General features: G+C 68.7%; 19 protein-coding genes. 14 read left to right on the top strand and 5 right to left on the bottom strand.

What is annotated here, in order from left to right; all coding sequences use genetic code 11:
* Nucleotides 1-61: 61 nt before the first annotated feature.
* The 4 genes from NGR01S_RS07490 (at nt 62) to NGR01S_RS07505 (ending at nt 4,695) form a co-directional block, all read left to right on the top strand.
* Nucleotides 62-994 (top strand): alpha/beta hydrolase, encoded by a 933-nt coding sequence (locus NGR01S_RS07490; RefSeq protein WP_063035450.1) that lies wholly within the window; start codon nt 62-64, stop codon nt 992-994.
* Between the two features lie 69 nt (nt 995-1,063).
* The gene (locus tag NGR01S_RS07495) at nt 1,064-3,238 is read left to right on the top strand and encodes a S9 family peptidase (RefSeq protein ID WP_063035451.1); all 2,175 of its coding nucleotides are present in this window, start codon (nt 1,064-1,066) and stop codon (nt 3,236-3,238) included.
* Nucleotides 3,239-3,376: 138 nt separating this feature from the next.
* A complete protein-coding gene (locus NGR01S_RS07500; RefSeq protein WP_063035452.1) occupies nt 3,377-4,078 on the top strand; it encodes a DUF2334 domain-containing protein in 702 nt (233 codons plus the stop codon).
* Between the two features lie 98 nt (nt 4,079-4,176).
* Nucleotides 4,177-4,695, top strand: coding sequence for a MarR family transcriptional regulator (locus NGR01S_RS07505; protein ID WP_063035453.1), 519 nt, complete (start codon nt 4,177-4,179; stop codon nt 4,693-4,695).
* Nucleotides 4,696-4,837: 142 nt separating this feature from the next.
* On the opposite strand, the gene NGR01S_RS07510 is transcribed toward NGR01S_RS07505, so the two are convergent.
* Nucleotides 4,838-5,482 carry an MBL fold metallo-hydrolase gene (locus tag NGR01S_RS07510; RefSeq protein ID WP_063035454.1) on the bottom strand — a complete coding sequence of 215 codons (645 nt, stop codon included), beginning with the start codon at nt 5,480-5,482 and terminating at the stop codon, nt 4,838-4,840.
* Between the two features lie 141 nt (nt 5,483-5,623).
* Between NGR01S_RS07510 and purS the strand changes: the two genes are divergently transcribed.
* Nucleotides 5,624-5,860 (top strand): phosphoribosylformylglycinamidine synthase subunit PurS, encoded by a 237-nt coding sequence (purS, locus tag NGR01S_RS07515; RefSeq protein ID WP_030522869.1) that lies wholly within the window; start codon nt 5,624-5,626, stop codon nt 5,858-5,860.
* On the top strand, nt 5,857-6,534 hold the full coding sequence (gene purQ / locus NGR01S_RS07520) for a phosphoribosylformylglycinamidine synthase subunit PurQ (protein ID WP_063035455.1): 678 nt from the start codon (nt 5,857-5,859) through the stop codon (nt 6,532-6,534). Before purS ends, purQ begins: the two co-directional genes overlap by 4 nt.
* A 159-nt stretch (nt 6,535-6,693) precedes the next feature.
* On the opposite strand, the gene NGR01S_RS07525 is transcribed toward purQ, so the two are convergent.
* On the bottom strand, nt 6,694-7,665 hold the full coding sequence (locus tag NGR01S_RS07525; protein ID WP_063035456.1) for a helix-turn-helix transcriptional regulator: 972 nt from the start codon (nt 7,663-7,665) through the stop codon (nt 6,694-6,696).
* 61 nt (nt 7,666-7,726) lie between these two features.
* On the opposite strand from NGR01S_RS07525, the gene NGR01S_RS07530 reads away from it, so the two are divergent.
* The 8 genes from NGR01S_RS07530 to purM all read left to right on the top strand — a co-directional run bounded on the left by NGR01S_RS07530 (nt 7,727) and on the right by purM (nt 19,251).
* Nucleotides 7,727-8,914, top strand: coding sequence for an epoxide hydrolase family protein (locus NGR01S_RS07530; protein WP_063035457.1), 1,188 nt, complete (start codon nt 7,727-7,729; stop codon nt 8,912-8,914).
* A gap of 326 nt (nt 8,915-9,240) precedes the next feature.
* The gene (locus NGR01S_RS07535) at nt 9,241-10,515 is read left to right on the top strand and encodes a M18 family aminopeptidase (RefSeq protein ID WP_063035458.1); all 1,275 of its coding nucleotides are present in this window, start codon (nt 9,241-9,243) and stop codon (nt 10,513-10,515) included.
* 238 nt (nt 10,516-10,753) lie between these two features.
* Complete coding sequence (purL, locus tag NGR01S_RS07540) at nt 10,754-13,045, top strand: phosphoribosylformylglycinamidine synthase subunit PurL (RefSeq protein WP_063035459.1); 2,292 nt, start codon at nt 10,754-10,756, stop codon at nt 13,043-13,045.
* 76 nt (nt 13,046-13,121) lie between these two features.
* Nucleotides 13,122-14,861 carry an alpha/beta hydrolase gene (locus NGR01S_RS07545; RefSeq protein ID WP_063035460.1) on the top strand — a complete coding sequence of 580 codons (1,740 nt, stop codon included), beginning with the start codon at nt 13,122-13,124 and terminating at the stop codon, nt 14,859-14,861.
* Entirely contained in the window at nt 14,858-15,484 is a 627-nt protein-coding gene (locus tag NGR01S_RS07550; protein WP_063035461.1) for a CPBP family intramembrane glutamic endopeptidase, read from the top strand. The genes NGR01S_RS07545 and NGR01S_RS07550 overlap by 4 nt, the downstream gene beginning before the upstream one ends.
* A gap of 33 nt (nt 15,485-15,517) precedes the next feature.
* Complete coding sequence (locus NGR01S_RS07555) at nt 15,518-16,012, top strand: WapI family immunity protein (protein WP_063035462.1); 495 nt, start codon at nt 15,518-15,520, stop codon at nt 16,010-16,012.
* Nucleotides 16,013-16,348: 336 nt separating this feature from the next.
* Nucleotides 16,349-17,938 carry an amidophosphoribosyltransferase gene (purF, locus tag NGR01S_RS07560; protein WP_063035463.1) on the top strand — a complete coding sequence of 530 codons (1,590 nt, stop codon included), beginning with the start codon at nt 16,349-16,351 and terminating at the stop codon, nt 17,936-17,938.
* Nucleotides 17,939-18,171: 233 nt separating this feature from the next.
* On the top strand, nt 18,172-19,251 hold the full coding sequence (gene purM, locus NGR01S_RS07565) for a phosphoribosylformylglycinamidine cyclo-ligase (protein ID WP_063035464.1): 1,080 nt from the start codon (nt 18,172-18,174) through the stop codon (nt 19,249-19,251).
* A 388-nt stretch (nt 19,252-19,639) separates the two neighbouring features.
* Here purM and NGR01S_RS07570 read toward each other — a convergent pair whose 3' ends face one another.
* From NGR01S_RS07570 to NGR01S_RS07580, 3 genes are all read right to left on the bottom strand, one after another.
* Nucleotides 19,640-19,849, bottom strand: coding sequence for a DUF3073 domain-containing protein (locus tag NGR01S_RS07570; RefSeq protein ID WP_039821949.1), 210 nt, complete (start codon nt 19,847-19,849; stop codon nt 19,640-19,642).
* A 162-nt stretch (nt 19,850-20,011) separates the two neighbouring features.
* Nucleotides 20,012-20,977: an asparaginase gene (locus NGR01S_RS07575; protein WP_063035465.1), complete on the bottom strand. Its 966-nt coding sequence runs from the start codon at nt 20,975-20,977 to the stop codon at nt 20,012-20,014.
* Entirely contained in the window at nt 20,974-21,651 is a 678-nt protein-coding gene (locus NGR01S_RS07580; RefSeq protein WP_063035466.1) for an MOSC domain-containing protein, read from the bottom strand. The genes NGR01S_RS07575 and NGR01S_RS07580 overlap by 4 nt, the downstream gene beginning before the upstream one ends.
* Nucleotides 21,652-21,684 lie beyond the last annotated feature (33 nt).

Raw genomic sequence — 21,684 nt, forward strand, 5'->3', positions numbered from 1 at the left:
GCTAGTTTCCGGGGTGGGCCAGGGAGGTGCGATCGTGCGTTGTTTTCGGATAGCTGTACTGATGCTGGGGGTGATCGGTTTGGCTGCCGGGCTCCCTGTGCTCCGCCCCGCATCGGCGGCAGCGGCCGAAATCGTCCGGATCGATGAACTCGGCCCGACCCGTTCGGCGGTATTCGTCTCCTCGCCCGCCATGAACCAGGTCGTACAGGTGCAGGTGCTGCATCCGGCCGGGGGCGGCAGCCGGCCCACCTACTACCTGCTCGACGGGCTCGATCCCGGCGTCGGCCAGAGCACCTGGACCAATGCCACCGAGGCCGAACGTTTCTTCCTCGGCAAGAATGTCAATGTCGTCCTCCCGGTCGGCGGTAAGGCCAGCTATTTCACCGACTGGCAGCGCGACGATCCGGCCCTGGGCCGCTATCGGTGGGAGACGTTCCTGACCCGGGAACTACCGTCGATCATCGACGGCAATTTCGCCGGTGACGGGCAGAACGCGATCGGTGGCCTGTCCATGGGCGGGCACGCCGCCTATATCCTCGCCGCCCGGCATCCGCAGCTCTACACCGCGGTCGCCGGGTACAGCGCCTGCCCGGATACCGCGATGGCGGCCGGCGCGGTGCAGTTCTCCATCATGACCAGGGGCGGCGACCCGGCCAATATGTGGGGGCCCGCCGGCGGCCCGGACTGGGCGGCCCATGATCCGGCACTGATGCTGGACCGGTTGCGCGGCAAGACGCTGTTCCTGTCGACCGGTACCGGCCTGCCCGGACCGCACGAACTGGAGTTGAAACCGCAGCTGCCGGAAAACATCGTGCTCGGCGGGCCGATCGAATTCGCGGTCGACGCCTGTGTGATCTCGTTCGAGCACAAGGCGCGGGCCGCGGGGCTGCCGCTGCGGGTCGACTACAGCCCGGTCGGCACCCATTCGTGGTCGTACTGGAACGACCATCTGAAGGCGTCCTGGCCGATCATCGGCCCCGCGATCGGCGCCTGATCGTTCGGCCGGTACCCGCCGGATGCGGTCTCCGCCGGTGGTCCGGCGCGGGCCGCTACGGTGGTGGCCATGGCTGACAGTGGTAGTCCGGTAACCGACGCGGCGGCCGCGGCGGTCGCGCCCACGGCGAAGACGGTCCCGTTCGAGCGGGTACACCACGGCGACCGGTTCGTCGACGAATACGAATGGCTGCGGGACAAGGAGGACCCCGAGGTCATCGCCCATCTCGAGGCCGAGAACGCCTATACGGAGGCCCGGACGGCGCATCTCGCACCGCTGCGCGAGAAGATCTTCGACGAGATCAAGAGTCGCACCCAGGAAACCGATCTGTCGGTGCCGGCCAGGCTCGGCGAGTACTGGTACTACTCGCGCAGCTACGAGGGCAAACAGTACGGCGTGCACTGCCGGTGTCCGATCGACGCGAACGCCGCCGGGATCGATGCCTGGACGCCGCCGCAGCTCGAGGCCGGGACCGAGATCCCCGGCGAACAGGTCCTGCTCGACAGCAATGTGCTGGCCGAAGGGCACGATTTCTTCGCCCTCGGCGCGTTCTCGGTGAGCCACGACGGGAATCTGCTGGCGTTCTCGGTGGACACCGCCGGCGACGAGCGCTACACCCTGCGTTTCATGGATCTGCGGACCGGGGAACTGCTCGGCGACGAGATCCCGCGGACGACGCCCGGGGCCACCTGGTCACTGGACGGCAGCCACGTCTTCTATCAGACCGTCGACGAATCCTGGCGGCCCGATACCGTGTGGCGGCACCGGCTCGGCGACACTTCCGCCGCGGATGTGCAGGTTTTCCACGAGCCGGACGAGCGCTACTGGGTCAGCGTCGGCGCCACCCGGTCGGAGAAGTATCTGATGATCTGGGTGGGGTCCAAGATCACCACCGAGGGCTGGGTGCTGGAATCGGATGATCCGACCGGTGAGTTCCGGGTGCTGCTGCCCCGCCGCGAAGGGGTCGAGTATGCGGCGGAACACGCGGTGGTGGCGGGCGAGGACAGGTTCCTGATTCTGCACAACGATGTCGTGGACGGGGTGAAGGCGGAGAACTTCGTGCTGGCCGAGGCTCCGGCCGACGACCCGTCCCGGCTGCGCACTCTCATCGGGCACCGTGGCGATGTGCGGCTCGAGGATGTCGACGCCTTCGCCGGGCAGTTGGTGCTCAGCTATCGCCGCGAGGCACTGCCCCGGGTGGCGGTATGGCCGCTGACCGCGGACGGCTACGGTGAACTGCGCGAGCTGGAATTCGAGCTGGAGCTCTACAGTGCCGGGCTAGGTTCCTGCCCGGAATGGGAACAGCCCACGCTGCGGCTCGGGCTCACCTCGTTCATCACGCCCACCCAGGTCTTCGACTATGTGGTGGAGACCGGTGCGCTGCTGCTGCGCAAGGAGCAACCGGTACTCGGCGGTTACGATGCGAACGATTATGTACAGCACCGTGATTGGGCGGTGGCCGCGGACGGCACCCGGATTCCGATCTCGATCGTCGCCCGCCGCGATACCGACCGTGCCACCGGCCCGAAACCGTTGCTGCTCTATGGTTACGGCTCCTACGAGGCGAGTATGGACCCGGGTTTCTCGGTCTCGCGGCTGTCGCTGCTCGATCGCGGCATGGTCTTCGCGATCGCCCATGTGCGCGGCGGCGGTGAGATGGGCCGACTCTGGTACGAGAACGGCAAAACACTCACCAAGAAGAACACCTTCACCGATTTCGTCTCCTGCGCACAGCATCTCGTCGACAACGGCACCACCGCGCCGGACCGGATGATCGCCGACGGCGGCAGCGCGGGCGGGCTGCTGGTGGGCGCGGTCGCCAATATCGCGCCGGAGCTGTTCGCCGGGGTGCTGGCCAATGTGCCGTTCGTCGACCCGCTCACCTCGATTCTCGATCCCTCGTTGCCGCTGACAGTGATCGAATGGGACGAGTGGGGAAATCCGCTGGCGGACAAAGACGTCTACGAATACATGAAGTCGTATTCGCCGTACGAGAACATCGCGGCCAAGGACTATCCCGCCATCCTGGCGATCACCAGCATCAACGACACCCGGGTGCTGTACGTGGAACCGGCGAAATGGGTCGCGAAACTGCGCGCCACCAAGACCGGTGATTCGCCGCTGCTGCTCAAAACCGAGATGAGCGCCGGGCACGGCGGGGTCAGCGGGCGATACGAGAAATGGCGCGAGGTCGCCTTCGAGTACGCCTGGGTGCTGGACACCGTCGGGCTCGGGGAGAAGTAGGCCCGCCGGGCGGCGACCGGATCGTGTCCCGATGTTCGCCGCCCGGCCATATCCGCTCCACGGGCCGGTCACCGGACCTGCATGCGCAGGTCATCGGTACTGCATGCCACGGACACCTGCGGCTGCCATTCTCGGTACATGAACGCTGAGCTGCTCGTTTCGGTATCGGGCGTCCGGGAAGCCACCCGGGACGCGGCGATCGGCTTCGCCGAGGAGATGGATCAGCGTGGGGTGCGGTTGTCCCTGCTGGTGGCGCCGCGGCTGAAAGGCGGATACCGGCTCACCGAGGACCCCACCACCCTGGCATGGTTGCACGGCCGCTGCGGCCGCGGGGACGCCGTGGTGCTGCACGGCTACGACCAGGCCGCGACCAAACGGCGCCGGGCCGAGTTCGCGACGCTGCCCAGACACGAGGCGCTGTTGCGGCTGACCGCCGCCGACCGGACGATGGAGCAGGTCGGCCTGCGCACGCGCCTGTTCGCGGCGCCGCGCTGGGATGTTTCCGCCGGGGCGACCGCGGCGCTGCCCGAGCTCGGTTTCCGGCTTTCGCTCGGGTTGACCGGAATTTACGATCTGGAACGCAATTCGGTGCAAAAGGCGCGGGTGTACGGCATGGGGGAGGGGTTCCGCGCCGAACCCTGGTGGTGCCGCGCGCTGATACTGGGCGCCGCGCGCACCGCGCGGCGGGGCGGCGTCCTCCGCCTTGCGGTTTCGGCCGCGCAGCTGGGTCGGCCCGGTCCGCGGCAGGCGTTACTGGACGCCGTGGACCTCGCGCTCTATCACGGGGCGCGCAGCGAGGTGTACCGCTGGGAGCCCGTCCGCGCGGTCCGCGCGGCCTGATACTCCGCCGCCCCATTCGGCGATAGCGGGCGGCGGTTCCTACTTTTCGAACCGGTCCGGGGTGGACGCGGTCGCGCGCAGCATGTTATGCATGAGTCATGCATCATAGCCGGACCGCGAATCTGCTGGGCGCTGCCGCGCTGGCGGTCACCGACCTGATGCTCGAGCGGGTGGCCGATGACACCGGTGTCGGAACCAGCGCCGCCGCGGCGCTGGTGGTGCTGGCCGGCTCGCCCGGACTGAGCGGCACCGAACTGGGCCGCCGGGTCGGGTCGAGCCAGTCGGCGGCGGCGCGCATGATCGACACCCTGCTGCGGCGGGAACTCGTGGAGCGCCGGCCCGGGCAGGGCCGTGAGATCGCCGTGCGCCTCACCGAGCGCGGCCGGCAGGCAGCGGCGAATATCCTGGCCGCCCGCGGCAGCGGCTTGGCGCATGTGCTCGACCCGCTCGATGCCGCCGAACGCGAGACCCTGGCACTGCTGCTCGACAAGCTGCTGACCGGTCTGTACTCCGATATCGGCAATGCCGATCTGCTGTGCCGGCTCTGCGACCGGCGCTCGTGCACCACCGGGGCCTGTTGCCCGGTGGGTCAGGCCGAACGGGCCCGGGCCGGATGACGGCGGGCGCGGCGCCGGCCCTGGCCTCCGCGGCCGCCTACGGTGTCTGCGACTTCGCCGGTGGACTGCTGGCACGCCGGATCGATCTGCGCGTGGTAGCCGTCGCCGGTCGGTTCGGCGGCCTGGCGGACGTCGGCTGCGTTCAGAGCTCGGCGTCGTTCTCCGGGCGCAGGACGGTGAATTCGGTGTCGGCTTTGCGCATTTCGTCGAGCCGGCTGAAATACACACCCCAGGCCTGCTCGGCGATGATCCCGTAGTGGATCGGGAAGGCCAGCCGGGGTGCTACCGACCGCAGGTAGTCGACCGCTTCGCTGATCTTCATCCACGGGGCCGCGGCGGGGACGGCGAGCACATCGACCGGAGTGGAGGGCACCCAGAGCGAATCGCCGGGATGGACGAACTGGGTCGGGTTCGCGGCGGTGCCCAGCTGGAAGACGGTGTTGTCGACCACCGGCAGCTCGGGGTGGATCACCGCATGCCGGCCCCCGCCGCCGGTGATCCGTAGCCCGTCCAGGTCCACCACATTGCCCGCATGCAGTGCTTCCCAGGCCCCGCCCCGGAGTTCGGCGGTCTGTGGATCCGACAGCAGCCGCGCGCCGGGATTCGCCTCGAGCAGCGGGTCGATCCGGTTCGGATCGATATGGTCGGCGTGCTGATGAGTGACGGCGATCGCATCCAGTCCGGTGAGGCCTTCGAAACCGTGGGAGAACGCGCCGGGATCGAAGAGGATCTTCTTCCCGTTCAGTTCGACGAGTACGCAGGAGTGTCCGAAGTGGGCTACATGCATGCACGCAAGGCTAGTACCGCATATGTTCGGTCACCCGCCGCGACCTTCCGGCCAGTGGGCAATTAGGCTGCTCAGGTAACCCATCCGCGTCCCGGCGTCGGCGCCGGGCGCAGCTCACCCCCTTTTTGTGAGGAGCAATCCGTGGCACGTGTCGTGGTCGAGGTGATGCCGAAGGCCGAGATCCTGGATCCGCAAGGGCAGGCCATAGCCGGCGCTCTGCCGCGTCTGGGATTCGAAGGCGTCACCGACGTCCGGCAGGGCAAACGCTTCGAACTCGAGGTCGGTGACGACGTCAGCGATGACCAACTCGCCTCGATCGCCGAATCGCTGCTGGCCAACACTGTGATCGAGGACTGGAAGGTGGTGCGCGTCCCGTGACCGCCCGCATCGGTGTCATCACCTTCCCCGGAACCCTCGACGATGTGGATGCCGCCCGCGCGGTCCGGCTGGCCGGCGCCGAAGCCGTGAGCCTCTGGCACGGCGACGCCGATCTCAAAAGCGTCGACGCGGTCGTGGTCCCCGGCGGTTTCTCCTACGGCGACTATCTGCGCGCCGGCGCCATCGCCCGGTTCGCGCCCGTGATGGGCACCGTCGTCGAAGCCGCCCGCAACGGCATGCCGGTGCTCGGTATCTGCAACGGCTTCCAGGTGCTGTGCGAGGCCGGGCTGCTGCCCGGCGCCCTCACCCGCAACGAGGGGCTGCACTTCATCTGCCGCGACCAGTGGCTGAGCGTCGAAGCCACCGACACCGCCTGGACCTCCCGCTACGAACCGGGCGCCCAGATCCTGGTCCCGCTGAAATCGGGTGAGGGGCGTTACCAGGCCTCGCAGGCGGTCCTCGACGAACTCGAAGGCGAAGGCAGGGTCGTGTTCCGCTACGCGGGCGACAACCCGAACGGCTCGCAGCGCTCGATCGCGGGAATCGCGTCGGAGAACAAGCGGGTCGTGGGGCTCATGCCGCACCCGGAGCACGCGACCGAGGCGTTGACCGGGCCGAGTGACGACGGGCTGGGTTTGTTCCTGTCCGTACTGGACGTGCTGGTCGCTTCTTGAGGGCGCGGCGTCCGGGCGCGGCTGCTCTGCCGCGGAGGGGGTGGGCGTCCGCGAAGGCGGAAGATGTCGCCCTGACTGCGGCGAGGTCGCGAGTCCCGGGCGCTGACCGGCGGGCACCGGCCGGACGGTAGCTCGCCACCTCCAGGGAACCACCGGCCGTCACGAGCCGGTATCCGGAGCGTCGGCGGCGGCCCGCTGGAAGCGCGCTGAGAGGTCTCGCAGCCTCGCCGTGAGCTCAGCGCCCTCGAGCACGTCGAAATCCACGTCGAGCAGTCCTAGATACAGAGCCAGCATCTGGGCCGTGTCCGCCCCCACCTCGGCCACACAACGATCCGGCCCGGCCGGTTCCAGGGTGCCGACGTGCGGCATGCGTTCGCGCACGTACTCCACCGACGCGTGCAACAGCACCCGGGCCGTGTAGCGCCAGGTGGCTTGGCCGACGCCCCGCTGCACATGCGTCGAAGCGTCGTTGTCCGGTAACGGCCGGGGAGTGAATCGCGGGCCGTTGGGAGTGCGCGGGGAGATTCGGTCCACCCGGAAGGTCCGCCAGTCCGCACGCTCGATATCCCAACCCACCAGGTACCAGCGGCGGCCCCAGTTCACGAGCTGATGGGGCTCGATTTCTCGCCCGCCGGGGGTGCCCCGGTGGGTCTCGTAGTCGAATCGGAGGCGCTCGCGGGCGCGGATCGTCGCCGCGATCACGCTCAATGTGTCCGCGTCCACGGTGGGTCCGGCGCTCGGAACGGCGGCGATCGCCGAGCCCATGCCGCTCACCTGGTGCCGCAGCCGCGGCGGCAATACCTGCTCGAACTTGGCCAACGCCCGTACCGAGGCCTCCGCCATTCCGGAAACGCCGCCGCCCACCGATGTCCGGAGTCCCACCACTACCGCCACCGCCTCGTCGTCGTCGAGCAGCAGCGGCGGCAGCTTCGCCCCGGCACCCAAGCGATACCCGCCTCCCACCCCCGGCGCCGCGGCCACGGGGTAGCCCAGGTCGCGCAGCTTCTCGATATCGCTGCGCACTGTCCGGCCGGTGACGCCCAATCGCGTGGCGAGCTCTTCGCCGCTCCAATCCATCCGCGACTGCAACAACGACAGCAATCGCAGCAGCCTGGCAGAAGTCTTCAACATTCGTTCAGCATCGCAGTAATTGCGGAAGCTATCCTTCCGCGATTGCTTCTACGGTGGCGGCATGACGAACACCACGGAGATCCGCCCCTTCCGCATCGCGATCCCACGAGCCGATATCGATGATCTGGTCGAACGCCTGCACCGCGCCCGCTGGCCGCAGCAGCCGGCCGTGACGGACTGGAGCCGCGGCGTCCCCGTCGACTATCTGCGGGGTTTGGCCGAATACTGGTCCAACGGGTTCGACTGGCGGGCCCGGGAGGCGGAACTGAACGAGATTCCGCAGTTCGTCACCACCATCGATGGTCAGGACATTCACTTCCTCCACATCCGATCCGCCGAGCCCGGAGCCCGGCCGCTCATCCTCACGCACGGCTGGCCCAGCTCGCCGTTCGAGTTCCAGAACCTGATCGGCCCGCTGACCGACCCGAAATCCCACGGCGCAGACCCCCTGGATGCCTTCCACCTGGTTATTCCGTCGCTTCCCGGTTACGGCTTCTCCACGCCCGTGGCGGACCCCGGATGGGGCAACCTCTTTCGCGTCGCGACCGCCTGGGCGGAGCTGATGACCAGGCTCGGCTACGAACGGTTCGCCGTGCACGGCACCGATGCGGGGGCAGGCGTTTCGCAGCTGCTGCCCATGGTGGCTCCGGGACGGGTGCTGGGCGTGCACGCCACGGGTACCGCCCCGGCGATGCCCTTCGGCCCGCCGATCGACACCGATGGCCTGTCCGAGGCGGACCGGAAGCGGGCCGAGCGCTTCAACCGGTTCCAGGCCGACGGCCTCGGGTATCTCCACGTGCAAGCCACCCGGCCGCAGACGTTGTCCTACTCGTTGACCGACTCACCGGTCGGGCAGCTCGCCTGGATCGTGGAGAAGTTCCGGGAATGGACGGACCCGGCCGCCGAACTGCCCGAGGACGCAGTCGACCGGGATCAGCTGCTCGTCGACGTCAGCATCTTCTGGTTCACCCGATCCGGCGCCTCCGCTGCGCACTCCCTGTACGAAGGGATGCAGGCATACCGGGAGATGGCCGCGTGGCAGGGTTCCGGGGAAACCCCGCCGCCGGCGGCCCCCACCGGTTATGCGGTATTCGCCGGGGACGATGCGATCCGCGATCTGGTGGATCCGGGCGGTCATGTCGAGCACTGGTCAGAGTTCGGCCGCGGTGGTCACTTCCCGGCCATGGAGGTGCCGGAATTGCTCGTACCGGATATCCGCGCCTTCTTCGCCGGCCACCGAGCGGGCTGATCCACTCGCTGTGGCGCACTCCGAACAGATTGGGCCGCAGCTGTTCCGGCATCGATGCCGCCCGCGACATTCGCGGCGGCGGGACGGCTTCGATGTCCGGGTCGGATGCCGAGTCGACCGCTCGGCCGGCCTGGCGCCTGATCGCCTTTACCAACAGCAGCCGTCTCTCGGTGCCGAGTTCAGCGAGGCCCTGAAAGGGTCGAGGCCCGTCCCGCCGTTCAGGCCTCGAAGTGCATGCGGCGTAGCCGCGAGTCTCGAGGCCTGAACGGCGGGACCTTCGGGGGCCTCGACCCCGCGCGCCGGAGGCGCGCCAATAGGGTCACAGCATGCCGAGTTCTGCTGTCGCGGCTTCGGCCGCCGGGTTGTGTGAGTTCATCGACGCGTCACCTTCACCGTTCCATGTCTGCCGGACCATCGCCGAGACGCTGGAAACCGACGGGTTCGTCCGGCTGGACGAGACCCGGGTGTGGCCGGGCACCGGTGGCCGGTACTACATCGTGCGCGGTGGCTCGCTCGTGGCGTGGGCGGATCCGGAGCAGGCGGGTCCGTTCCGGGTGGTGGGGGCGCATACCGACAGCCCGAATCTGCGGGTCAAACAGCATCCCGATCTGACGGTCGCGGGCTGGCAGCTGGTGCGGCTGGAACCGTACGGGGGTGCCTGGCTGAACTCCTGGCTGGATCGTGAGCTGGGGATCTCCGGGCGGCTGAGTGTGCGGGAAGGGGCGGGCCTGGCCGAGCGGCTGGTACGGATCGACGAACCGATTCTGCGGGTCCCGCAGCTGGCGATCCATCTGTCCGAGGATCGGCGCGGGGTGACGCTGGATCCGCAGCGGCATGTCAACGCGATCTGGGGTGTGGGCAGTGAACGGGCGGCGTTCCTGGATTACGTGGCCGAGGCCGCCGGGGTCGATCCGCGGGCGGTGCTGGGCTGGGAGTTGATGACCCACGATCTGGCACCCAGCCGGGTGATCGGTACCGGCCGGGACCTGATCAGCGCACCCCGTCTGGACAACCAGGGCACCTGCTACGCGGGGCTGGCCGCCTTCCGGGCCGCTGTCGAGAACCCGGGCGACGCCGTCCCGGTGCTCGCCGTGTTCGACCACGAGGAGGTCGGCAGCCAATCCGACCGTGGCGCGCAGTCCGAGCTGCTGCCCACGGTGCTGGAGCGAATTGTGCTGGCCCGCGGCGGTGGCCGCGCCGAATTCCTTGCGGCGGTCGCGGGGTCGGTGTGCGCGTCCGGCGATATGGCGCACGCCACCCACCCGAACTATCCGGAACGGCACGAGCCTTCGCACGGCATCGAGATCAACGGCGGACCGGTGCTGAAGGTCAATCAGAACCTGCGCTACGCCACCGACGCCGTCGGCGCGGGCGCGTTCGCGCTGGCCTGCGACCGAGCCGGAGTGCCGATGCAGCGGTATGTGCACCGCGCCGATCTGCCCTGCGGCTCCACCATCGGCCCGATGACCGCCGCGCGTACCGGTATGCCGACCGTGGACGTGGGTGCGCCCCAGCTGGCCATGCATTCGGCCCGGGAGATGATGGGCGCCGCCGATGTGACCGCCTACGCGGCGGCCCTGGCGGCCTTCCTCGCTCCATAGGCCGGTTCCGGTCCGGATACGGCCAGGGGTTTTGCGGTGACGGGGTCGGTAATCGGTCCGGCGCAGGTGGACGTAGGATTCGTGCTGGATCAACTCTGCCGGGGCCCCGCCGCCGAGGCCCGGCGTTCCGACCGAACCGTGGCACCGATGCCACCTGCCGTGAGCCGCGGCAGGCGCCCGGAGGGCCGGAGCCCGCGCGCGCCGGCGCGCCAACCTACGAAAGGATCCTGGTACCCCCGTGACTGCGCAGGTCGATACCGTCGCCACCGCCGCCGCCACCCCGGAGACGCCGCAGCCGTACGCCGAGCTCGGCCTCAAGGACGACGAATACGCCCGGATCAAGGAAATTCTGGGGCGCCGGCCCACCGATGCGGAACTCGCCATGTACTCGGTGATGTGGAGCGAGCACTGTTCCTACAAATCCTCGAAGGTGCATCTGCGCTACTTCGGTGAGACGACCACCGAGGAGATGCGCATCGCCATGCTCGCCGGTATCGGCGAGAACGCGGGCGTGGTCGATATCGGTGACGGCTGGGCGGTCACCTTCAAGGTGGAGAGCCACAACCATCCGTCCTATGTCGAGCCCTATCAGGGCGCGGCCACCGGTGTGGGCGGGATCGTCCGCGACATCATGGCCATGGGTGCGCGTCCCATCGCGGTGATGGACCAATTGCGTTTCGGTGCCGCCGACGCCGCCGATACCCGCCGGGTGTTGGATGGCGTGGTCCGTGGGATCGGCGGCTACGGCAACTCTCTCGGCCTGCCCAATATCGGCGGCGAAACCGTCTTCGATGCCTCGTACCAGGGAAATCCACTGGTCAACGCCCTGTGTGCGGGGGTCATGCGGGTGGAGGACCTGCACCTCGCCTTCGCCTCGGGCGCCGGGAACAAGATCATTCTCTTCGGTGCGCGGACCGGGCTCGACGGTATCGGCGGCGTTTCGGTGCTGGCCTCGGACACCTTCTCCGGTGACGATTCCGGTAGCGGTCGCAAGAAACTGCCGAGCGTCCAGGTGGGCGACCCATTCACCGAGAAGGTCCTGATCGAATGCTGTCTGGAGCTGTACCACGCCGGACTGGTGGTGGGTATCCAGGATCTCGGCGGCGCCGGACTGTCCTGCGCGACCTCCGAACTGGCCGCTGCCGGTGACGGCGGGATGCGCATCGAACTCGACCGGGTTCCGCTGCGCGCCGCCGATATGACCCCCGCCGAGGTGCTCTCCAGCGAATCGCAGGAGCGCATGTGCGCGGTGGTGACCCCGGAGAACGTGGACGCCTTCCTCGCCGTCTGCGCGAAATGGGATGTACTGGCCACGGTGATCGGTGAGGTGACCGACGGCGAGCGGCTGGAGGTCACCTGGCACGGCGAGACCGTGGTGGATGTGCCGCCGCGCACCGTCGCGCACGAGGGCCCGGTGTACGAGCGGCCGGTGCGGCGTCCCGCCGACCAGGACGCGCTCAATGCCGACACCCCCGACAACCTGCCCCGGCCCAAAACCGCTGAGGAACTGCGCGACACCCTGCTGAAGATGGTGGCCAGCCCGCAGCTGTGCAGCCGCCGCTGGATCACCGAACAGTACGACCGCTACGTGCGCGGTAACACCGTGCTCGCCGAACAGGCCGACGCCGGGGTGATCCGGATCGACGAGGTGAGCGGCCGCGGTATCGCGCTGGCCACCGACGCGTCGGGGCACTACACCAAGCTCGACCCGTACACCGGTGCGCGGCTGGCCCTGGCCGAGGCCTACCGGAACGTGGCCGTCACCGGCGCCACGCCGAAGGCGGTCACCAACTGCCTGAACTTCGGATCCCCGGAGGATCCCGGTGTGATGTGGCAGTTCCAGCAGGCCGTCCGCGGTCTCGCCGACGGCTGTGTGGAACTGGGTATCCCGGTCACCGGCGGCAATGTCAGCTTCTACAACCAGACCGGTGAGAACGCCATCCTGCCGACTCCGGTGGTCGGCGTCCTGGGTGTGATCGACGACGTCCATCGCCGCATTCCGACCGGTCTGGGCCTGGAACCGGGGGAGACGCTCATCCTGCTGGGCGACACCCGGGACGAGTTCGGCGGTTCGGTCTGGTCACAGGTGGCGCACGGGCATCTGGGCGGGCTGCCGCCGCAGGTCGATTTCGGCCGCGAGAAACTGCTCGCCGATGTTCTCACCGCGGGTTCGCGCGACGGCATGATCAGTGCCGCCCATGACCTGTCCGAGGGCGGTCTGGCGCAGGCCGTGATCGAGGCGGCCCTGGCCGGTGAGACCGGTTGCCGGATTCTGCTGCCCGAGGACGCCGACCCGTTCGTGATGCTGTTCTCCGAATCGGCGGGCCGGGTGCTGGTCGCGGTGCCGCGCTCGGAAGAGACCCGCTTCACCCGGATGTGCACGGCCCGGGAACTGCCCTGGGTGCGCATCGGTGTGGTCGATCAGGGTGCGGATTCGGTGGAGGTGCAAGGTCAGTTCTCCATCGGCATGGCCGAGCTGCGCGCCGCGCACGAGGGCACGCTACCTGCGCTCTTCGGCGGCCACGCCTGACCCGGACCCGCGGCTGGCGCGCCGGAGGTGACCCGGGCCACCCTCCGGTGCCGGTCCCGCCCGCCATACTGGACAGGTGCTGGAGACCGCCGATTCTGTGACCAGGTTGCGGCGGCGGTGTGTCGCCGCGGTCCGGCGGACCGAGCACATCATCGACCTGAACTACGTGGGTCTGGTGGTCGCGACGGTGTTCTTCGCGTTGTCGGTATCACCGTCGCTGCTGCCGCGCGACTGGATGTTCCAGGGTCTGATCAGCGGGATCAACGCGGCCATCGGGTACGGCGTGGGCTGTCTGCTGGAATGGTTGTTCCGGTTGTGGGTGCGGCCCCGGCTCACCCGAATTCCGGCGCCGCCCACCTGGACCCGGTACGCCCTGAAATCCGCGGTGCTGACGACGGCCGCGCTGAGCGCCGCCTACATGCTGGTGCAGTCGGCGCACTGGCAGCGCGAGATCACCGCGCTGATGGGGATGGAGGGCACCACCACGCCCGCCTACCTGCGCACCGGCGGTCTCAGCCTCACGGTCGGGGTGCTGGTGGTCGCCTGCTATCGCACTGTGCGCGAACTCATCCTGTATCTGGCCCGCCAGCTCAACCGGTGGGTCAAGATACCCCGGGAGCTGGCTCCCTCCGCGGGCTTCCTCGTTCTGGTACTGCTCGTGGTGACCCTGTTCAACGGTGTCGCCACCCGTGCCTTCTTCGCCGCCGCGAACTCGGCTTTCAGCGTGCGCAACGACCACACCTCCGAGTACGCCGTCCAACCACGCCTCGCCGAACGCTCGGGCAGTCCGGAGTCGTTCGCGCCCTGGGAAACTCTCGGATTCGAGGGCCGCTGGTTCGTCTCGCACGGACCGAGTGCCCAGCGCATCTCCTGGGTCACCGGCCGGTCCGCGAAGGAACCCATCCGCGCCTATGTCGGACTGGAATCGGTCGAGGACACCGGACTGAGCCAGGCCGAGCTGGCGGTCGCCGAACTGGAGCGCACCGGCGCCTTCGACCGGGAGGCGCTGGTCGTGGTCACCACCACCGGCACCGGGTGGGTCAACTCCATGGCCGCCAACTCCATCGAATACATGTACGGCGGCGATTCGGCCATCGTGGCCACCCAGTACTCGTATCTGCCCAGCGCGCTGTCGTTTCTGGCCGACCGCGGCAAGGCCGCCACCGCGGGCCGGGAACTGTTCGACGCGGTCTACCGCAAAACCCTCACCCGCCCGGCCGCCGAACGACCGAAACTGCTCGTCTACGGCGAAAGCCTCGGGTCGCAGGGTTCGGAGGCCGCTTTCGACGGACTCGCCGATCTGCGGGAGAAGGTGGACGGCGCGCTCTGGGTCGGACCGCCGAACTCCAATCGGCTGTGGCAGCAGTTCGTGAACCGGCGTGATCCCGGCTCCACCGAAACCGAGCCCGTCTACGCCGACGGTCTGGTGATCCGGTTCGCCGGAGACCGGGAGGACCTCGCCCGGCCCGGCCCAGAATGGCGGGCACCGCGGATCGCCTACCTGCAGCACGCCTCCGACCCGATCGTCTGGTGGTCCCCGGATCTCGCGCTGACCCGGCCGGATTGGCTGTCGGAACCGCGTGGCGTCGACGTCTCGCCCCGGGTGCGCTGGGCGCCGCTGGTCACCTTCTGGCAGATCAGCGCGGACCTCACGAACGCCCAGGGCGTGCGCGACGGGCACGGTCACCGCTACGGCACTCTGGTACTGGACGGCTGGGCCGCGGTCGCCCAGCCCCCGAACTGGAACCGCGAACTCGCCGAACGGATCCGGCTGGAGATCGCGGCGTACGAGGCATACGAGCGCGAGGTGAAATGAGAGTTCGGGTAGCGGGGGCAGTGGGTCTTCCGCTGTTGTGGAACAACGTGGTGCTGCCGCGCCTGCGTCTCGGCCACCGAGGGCGCACGGCAGCGAACGCCCTCGCCGCGACCGGGTACGCCCTGGTCTTCGACGGCACACCGCGGTGGACTTCCGCGCGGGGGCTGGGCTACGGAATCGGTTGCGCCGGTATCGTCGCCGCCGGTTTCGCCGTCGCGTCGGCCGTGCCCCCGCTACGCCGCGTATTGTCGGCGCCGCCGGACCGGGTGCCGGGGACGAGCACGGTGGAATGGGTGGCCGTGCAGATCCCCCTGGGCACTGTCTACACCGAAGAGCTGATCTTCCGGGCCACGCTGGAACCGCTGCTGGACAGTGAATTCGGCGAGCGGGCCGGTCGGCTGCTGGGCGCGGCGGTGTTCGGCCTGTGGCATATCCATCCCGCCCGGACCGCCGGTGACAGTGTGCCCGCCACCGTCGCCTTCACCGGCGCGGCCGGTCTGCTCTTCGGCGCTCTGTACCGGCACACCGGCAGCGCCACCGCACCGGCACTGCTGCACTGGGCCGTGAACGCCGGCGGTGCGCTGGTACCCAGGCTGCTGCGCGGCAATCGGACGATGAACTAGGCGTGACTGTCCCGATGGTGACACACTGCGCCGGTGAGGTTGATCGACAGCGACGGATACGGTGTGGAACTCTCTGTTGCCGGATACCAATTTCCGGACCACATCGATCCGCGAATCCGGTACAGCTGGCTGGTGATCGCCGGTACCGCGAATTGCCCCGACGGGAACTGGTCCTTCCGCTGGCAGGCGCTGAGCCTGGACGACACGGTCGAGTTGGCGGACTGGTTGGGCCGGATCGCGGCCGAGGCGGAACCGGCCGGCGCGTCGACCGACGGTCCCGCCCGGCTGGCCTTCACCGAACCCGATCTGAGTTTCACGGCCACCCGTACCGGCGGTGAGATCGAATTGCGGATCGGCCTGGATCTGGAGTTCTCCCCGCCCTGGGACCGGCGGGCCACCGCGGGCTCGCCGTACATCGTCACGGCCCGGCTCGCGGCCGCCGATATCGCCACGGCCGCCAAGGACCTGGGCGCCGAGGTCGACAGTTACCTCCCGCCCGGTGGCAGCCTGCTCGGTCGTGCCCGCTGAGCGGTGCGCACGGGTCGCGTTCCCGGCGCCGCCACGGGTGATATCGCCCACGTTGCGCCGGGCGGCGCGCGGGGCTTATGGACGAGGCGGCCCGGGCCGCACCGCAGATGTCCGTGGCGAGGCCCGCAGTAGTCCGGCTCTCCCCCGTTTCAGCAGGTGAAAGGGGGGTTAACTGGGCGTGAAGGTTTGCTGGGCCGCTCGACGGCGGGCTGCGGGCCCCGGTAAGGGACGTTCCGGGCCCGCTTGCTACCCGAGTGCTGATCCGGTGACGCGCGAGCGTGACACACCCGTAGAATGTCGAGTGCCCCCCACACCCGCCCGACCAGGGAGCGCACGGTGACCCACGCCGACCAACCGGCAGTCAGCAATCCCACCGCAACCGATGAGACCGAGAATCCGCCCCGCGAGGAATGCGGAGTCTTCGGAGTCTGGGCCCCGGGTGAGGACGTGGCCAAACTCACCTATTACGGCCTCTATGCCCTGCAGCACCGCGGCCAGGAAGCCGCGGGTATCGCGGTCTCCGACGGCTCCCAGGTGCTGGTCTTCAAGGATCTCGGCCTGGTCAGCCAGGTGTTCGACGAGCAGACCCTGGCCGCCATGCCGGGCCACGTCGCCGTCGGCCACTGCCGCTACTCCACCACCGGAGCCACCACTTGGGAGAACGCCCAGCCGATCTTCCGCACCACCGCCGTCGGTTCCGGGCTCGCGCTCGGCCACAACGGCAATCTCGTCAATACCGCCGAATTGGCCGACCGGGCACGTGAACTGGGTCTGGTCGCCGGCCCCGGCCGCCCCGGCGCCGTCTCGGCGACCTCCGACTCCGATGTGATGACCGCGCTGCTCGCGCATGCCTCCGCGGATTCGAGTATCGAGCAGGCCGCCATGGAGTTGCTGCCCACGGTGCGCGGCGCCTTCTGCCTGACCTTCATGGACGAACACACCCTCTACGCCGCTCGCGATCCACACGGGGTCCGCCCGCTGGTGCTCGGCCGCCTCGAACGTGGCTGGGTGGTCGCCAGCGAAACCGCAGCCCTCGATATCGTCGGCGCCTCCTTCGTCCGCGAGATCGAACCGGGCGAATTGCTCGCCATCGACGCCGACGGCGTCCGCTCCTCCCGATTCGCCAATCCCGAACCCAAGGGCTGCGTTTTCGAGTACGTGTACCTGGCCCGCCCTGACAGCACCATCTCCGGGCGCTCGGTGCACGCCACCCGCGTCGAGATCGGCCGCCGCCTCGCCGCCGAACACCCGATCGACGCGGACCTGGTGATCCCGGTCCCGGAATCCGGTACCCCCGCCGCGGTCGGCTACGCACAGGGATCCGGCGTGCCCTACGGGCAGGGCCTGATGAAGAACGCCTACGTCGGCCGCACCTTCATCCAGCCCAGCCAGACCATCCGCCAGCTCGGTATCCGGTTGAAACTCAACCCACTGCGCGAAGTGATCCGCGGCAAACGTCTCATCGTCGTCGACGATTCGATCGTCCGCGGCAACACCCAGCGCGCCCTCATCCGGATGCTGCGCGAAGCCGGCGCCCTGGAGATCCACGTCCGGATCGCCTCCCCGCCGGTGAAATGGCCGTGCTTCTACGGGATCGATTTCGCCTCCCGCGCCGAACTGGTCGCCAACAATGCCGGCACCGACCCCGACGGAATGCCCGCCGATCCGGAGGCGATGCACGACATGGTCGAAGGCGTCCGCCGCTCCATCGGCGCCGACACCCTCGGCTACATCTCGATCGACGGCATGGTCGCCGCCACCGAACAGCCCCGCACTCGCCTGTGCTGCGCCTGTTTCGACGGGGACTACCCGATCCCGCTGCCCACCGAAGCCGCGATCGGTAAGAACCTGCTGGAATTCGGGGGTCGCTCCCAATCCCACGTCCTCACCGAGAACGTCAACGCGAGCGCCCTCAGCCGGCCGTAGGGGTTCGGGTCCGCACCCGTTTCGACGGCGGGACTCGATGGTGAAGTCACTCGGTCGCGCGCCCGGTCGTGAGGGTTAGGAGACGGCCTCGCGCGCGAAGCCGGACACGCACGCCCGCTTGCGCCGTCGGAGGCGCGCCAGAAAACACAGCCCGGCCCCCCACGCTTCGGGGCGACGCCATAAACTCTGAGCAGGCAATTATCCGCGAATTCGGTTTGGAGCTTTCCCCGACAATGACTGAGCAGAACCCCACCGGTGCCGGTGCGTCCTATGCCGCAGCTGGAGTGGATATCGAGGCCGGTGACAGGGCTGTCGAGTTGTTCGCCCCGCTGGCGCGTAAGGCGAGCCGGCCCGAGGTGCAGGGCGGGATCGGTGGCTTCGCCGGGTTGTTCGCGCTGAAGAAGAGCTACCGGGAGCCGCTGCTGGCTTCGTCGACCGACGGGGTCGGTACGAAGATCGCGGTGGCCCAGGCGCTGGACAAGCATGACACGGTGGGTCTGGACCTGGTGGCCATGGTGGTCGACGATCTGGTGGTGTGTGGGGCGGAGCCACTGTTCCTGCAGGATTACATCGCGGTCGGCAAGGTGGTTCCGGAGCGGGTGGCCGAGCTGGTGTCCGGTATCGCCGAGGGGTGCGTGCGGGCCGGTTGCGCGTTGTTGGGCGGTGAGACGGCCGAGCATCCGGGGATGATGGGTGCCCAGGATTACGATCTGTCGGCGACCGGTGTCGGTGTGGTCGAGGCCGATGATCTGCTGGGGCCCGACCGGGTGCGTCCGGGGGATGTGGTGATCGCGATGGGTTCGTCGGGTCTGCATTCCAACGGTTACAGTCTGGCGCGCAAGGTGCTGCTGGAGATCGACCGGATGGCGTTGACCGGGCATGTGGAGGAGTTCGGCCGCACCCTCGGTGAGGAGTTGCTGGAGCCGACGCTGATCTATGCCAAGGATTGTCTGGCGTTGATCGCCGAGACCGATGTGCGGACGTTCGCGCATATCACCGGTGGTGGTCTGGCCGCGAACCTGGCTCGGGTGCTGCCGGCGGGGCTGGTGGCCGAGCTGGATCGCGGGACCTGGAATCCGGCGCCGGTGTTCAAGATGATCGCGCAGCGTGGCCGGGTGGAGCGCGTGGAGATGGAGAAGACGTTCAATATGGGCGTCGGGATGGTCGCCGTGGTCGCGCCCGAGGATGTCGATCGCGCGCTGGCAGTGCTCACCGCGCGCCATATCGAGTGCTGGACGCTGGGCAGTGTGAAGAAGGCCAAGGATGTGGATGCGCCGCGAGCGGTTCTGCTCGGGGATCATCCGCGTTTCTGATCCGCGGTCCGGCCGTCGTGATCCGGCGGCCGGATCTTCCGGATTCCATTGATGTTCTACGCGTCTGAAAGTCCGCGCGTCCTGACATTGCGATAGCGCGGTCCAGATGGTCCGCGGGTCACCGCGTAGCTATCGGCGTTCCGCAGTGGTGCACTCGGAGCGCGAGCTCCAGCGCGGTGACCGGACTTCTCGGACTCGACTTCCGCCCGGTGGGTGACGGATCACCCACCGACTATCGGTCGGAACCGACGCGAGGATTCAGATGCGGCTCGGGTCGTACCGCCGGTTCACGTCGTCCACCGCCGGGCGAACCGGCGGGAAACGGCGCGAACCGGCGTAAACGACCGAAAGGGAGGCCTATGGCCTCCCCCGAGCGTATGCACCCTGATCAGCGGCGCCAGCTGTCGTAGTCGTCGTCCTCGTCCCACTTGGACAAGGAATTATCCGCGTCGTGCTCATCCGACAGGACGCCACCGCGTGGGGCGTTGTCGCTACCGGAAAGCTCGCGCTGAAGGCTCGCGAAGTCGGTCGACGGCGAGCTGTACTTGAGCTCGCGTGCAACCTTGGTCTGCTTTGCCTTAGCCCGGCCACGGCCCATGGCTGACCCCCTCGCGTCACAGCGGGGCGGCCTGGGGATTGGTGGCGGCCCCGTTCGAATTAATATCTTCCTGACAGACACTTTAGCGCGTGTCCGGCCGTCGCGCTTCCACGAGTCGGCTATCCGCTGGATCAACCGACCGGTTTGCCGATGTTTCGCCGCTCAGTCGCCAGGCGGGACCGATCCGGGTATGACCCGGATCACACCAACCCGGGTCCCGCCGCCGAGCACCGGAGGGGCCGCCAGCGCCGCCAGTTCATCGGACCACCTGACGCCCATACGCCGCAGAACCGCCATGGTCAGCGGGATTCTGGCGCGGTCGGCGCCGTCGTCGATCTTGTACGCGAAGGCGCTGCCGTCGGGTAACGCTCCGGCGTGTACGCCGTCGGCGCCGACCTTGCAGATGAGTCCGGGGACGGCGTTCATGGTCAGCAGGTCGGGACCGTTGGTGCCCGAAATCACCCGCGGGTGCGCGCGGAGCGCCGTGGCGATCCGGCGTTCGGGGGTGCCGTCGGCGGCCGTGGCCAGGGCCGCGAAGGCACGCGCCAGATTCGTCAGCGAGACCGGGACGATGGGCAGGCCGCAGCCGTCGATGCCGAGATCGGTTTCCGGCTCACCGGTCGTCTCGATGATCTGGGCCAGTACGGCTTGTTGCAGCGGGTGCCCGACATCGGTGTATCCGGCGACCGGCCAGCCATTCACCGCGCAGGTCGCCAGCATGGCCGCGTGTTTGCCCGAGCAGTTCATATACCGCTTGGCGGGTTTCTCACCGCGATACAGCACCCCGGCCCGGGTCTGCTCGTCGCCGGGCAGGTCCGGGGGACATGCCAGATCGTCCTCCCCGAATCCGAACCGCCGCAGCAATCGCTCGACCAGTTCGATGTGCTCGGGTTCGCCGGTGTGCGACGCGGTCGCGATGGCCAGTTCCGCGTCGTCGAGCGGGGTGAAACCTTGTTTGAGCAGGGTGAGTGCCTGCAGCGGTTTATTGGTGGAGCGTGGGTAGATCGGTACGTGCACCGAACCGGCCGCGAAGGTCGGTTCGCCGTCGGGTCCGATGAGCACCACCGAGCCCCGGTGCACGCATTCCCGGAATCCCGAGCGCACCACCTCGACCAGGTCCACGCTCATCCGATGGTCTCCTGTTCCGGCGCCGGCTCGGCCGTGCGACGTCGCGTGTGCCGGGCGATCTGCGCGCGGATCTCGTCGGAGACGGTGGGCTCGGCGGTGAGCAATCGTTCGAGGCGCGCGGGGTCTGCGCCGGTGAAGACATCGCGGACGGTGATGCCGTGCTCGGGTACGTGGACGAATTCGACCGGGTCGCCGGCGCCCACCTCGCCCTCGGTGAGGACCCGGAAATAGCATCCGGTGTTCGCCCGCAGGGCGAACCGGCGCACCCACTGCTGTTCCCCCGACCAGTGCCCGAAGGTGGCGCACGGCACTCGGGGCGCGCTGACCTCCAGTAGTGCGTCGCCGACGCGGCAGCGCGCGCCGAGTACAGCGTCGCTGAGTGGCAGCCCGGAGATCCGCAGGTTCTCCCCGAACCAGCCCGGTCCGAGGGTGCGGCCGAGTTCGGCAGACCAGGTCCGGGCGTCTTCTTCGGCGTAGCCGTACACCGCCTGGTGGACGCCGCCGTGGTCGCGGGTGTCGCACACGTGATCACCGTCGAGCCCGAGTCGTCCGGCCCGCACCCGGCCGGGGACCGGGCGCTTGTCGATCGCGCTGCGCCCTACCCGGCCGGGTACCTCCAGGTCGGCATGGACCACACAGGCGGCCAGTACCCGACCGATGGCACCGACGTGCACAGCTGTCTCCTCTCGGCTCGTCGTCCGGGGCCG

Origin of the sequence: Nocardia grenadensis NBRC 108939, assembly GCF_001613445.1 — a bacterium.
In the GTDB taxonomy this organism is placed as follows: Bacteria; Actinomycetota; Actinomycetes; order Mycobacteriales; family Mycobacteriaceae; genus Nocardia; species Nocardia grenadensis.

What these genes read in the sequence shown, in the direction of transcription:
- purM (WP_063035464.1), top strand. Translation starts at nt 18,172, where the DNA reads ATGACTGAGCAGAACCCCACCGGTGCCGGTGCGTCCTATGCCGCAGCT.
- NGR01S_RS07530 (WP_063035457.1), top strand. Translation starts at nt 7,727, where the DNA reads ATGACGAACACCACGGAGATCCGCCCCTTCCGCATCGCGATCCCACGA.
- NGR01S_RS07535 (WP_063035458.1), top strand. Translation starts at nt 9,241, where the DNA reads ATGCCGAGTTCTGCTGTCGCGGCTTCGGCCGCCGGGTTGTGTGAGTTC.
- NGR01S_RS07505 (WP_063035453.1), top strand. Translation starts at nt 4,177, where the DNA reads ATGCATCATAGCCGGACCGCGAATCTGCTGGGCGCTGCCGCGCTGGCG.
- NGR01S_RS07575 (WP_063035465.1), bottom strand. Translation starts at nt 20,977, where the DNA reads ATGAGCGTGGACCTGGTCGAGGTGGTGCGCTCGGGATTCCGGGAATGC.
- NGR01S_RS07570 (WP_039821949.1), bottom strand. Translation starts at nt 19,849, where the DNA reads ATGGGCCGTGGCCGGGCTAAGGCAAAGCAGACCAAGGTTGCACGCGAG.
- NGR01S_RS07500 (WP_063035452.1), top strand. Translation starts at nt 3,377, where the DNA reads ATGAACGCTGAGCTGCTCGTTTCGGTATCGGGCGTCCGGGAAGCCACC.
- NGR01S_RS07550 (WP_063035461.1), top strand. Translation starts at nt 14,858, where the DNA reads ATGAGAGTTCGGGTAGCGGGGGCAGTGGGTCTTCCGCTGTTGTGGAAC.
- NGR01S_RS07525 (WP_063035456.1), bottom strand. Translation starts at nt 7,665, where the DNA reads ATGTTGAAGACTTCTGCCAGGCTGCTGCGATTGCTGTCGTTGTTGCAG.
- NGR01S_RS07490 (WP_063035450.1), top strand. Translation starts at nt 62, where the DNA reads ATGCTGGGGGTGATCGGTTTGGCTGCCGGGCTCCCTGTGCTCCGCCCC.
- NGR01S_RS07495 (WP_063035451.1), top strand. Translation starts at nt 1,064, where the DNA reads ATGGCTGACAGTGGTAGTCCGGTAACCGACGCGGCGGCCGCGGCGGTC.
- NGR01S_RS07510 (WP_063035454.1), bottom strand. Translation starts at nt 5,482, where the DNA reads ATGCATGTAGCCCACTTCGGACACTCCTGCGTACTCGTCGAACTGAAC.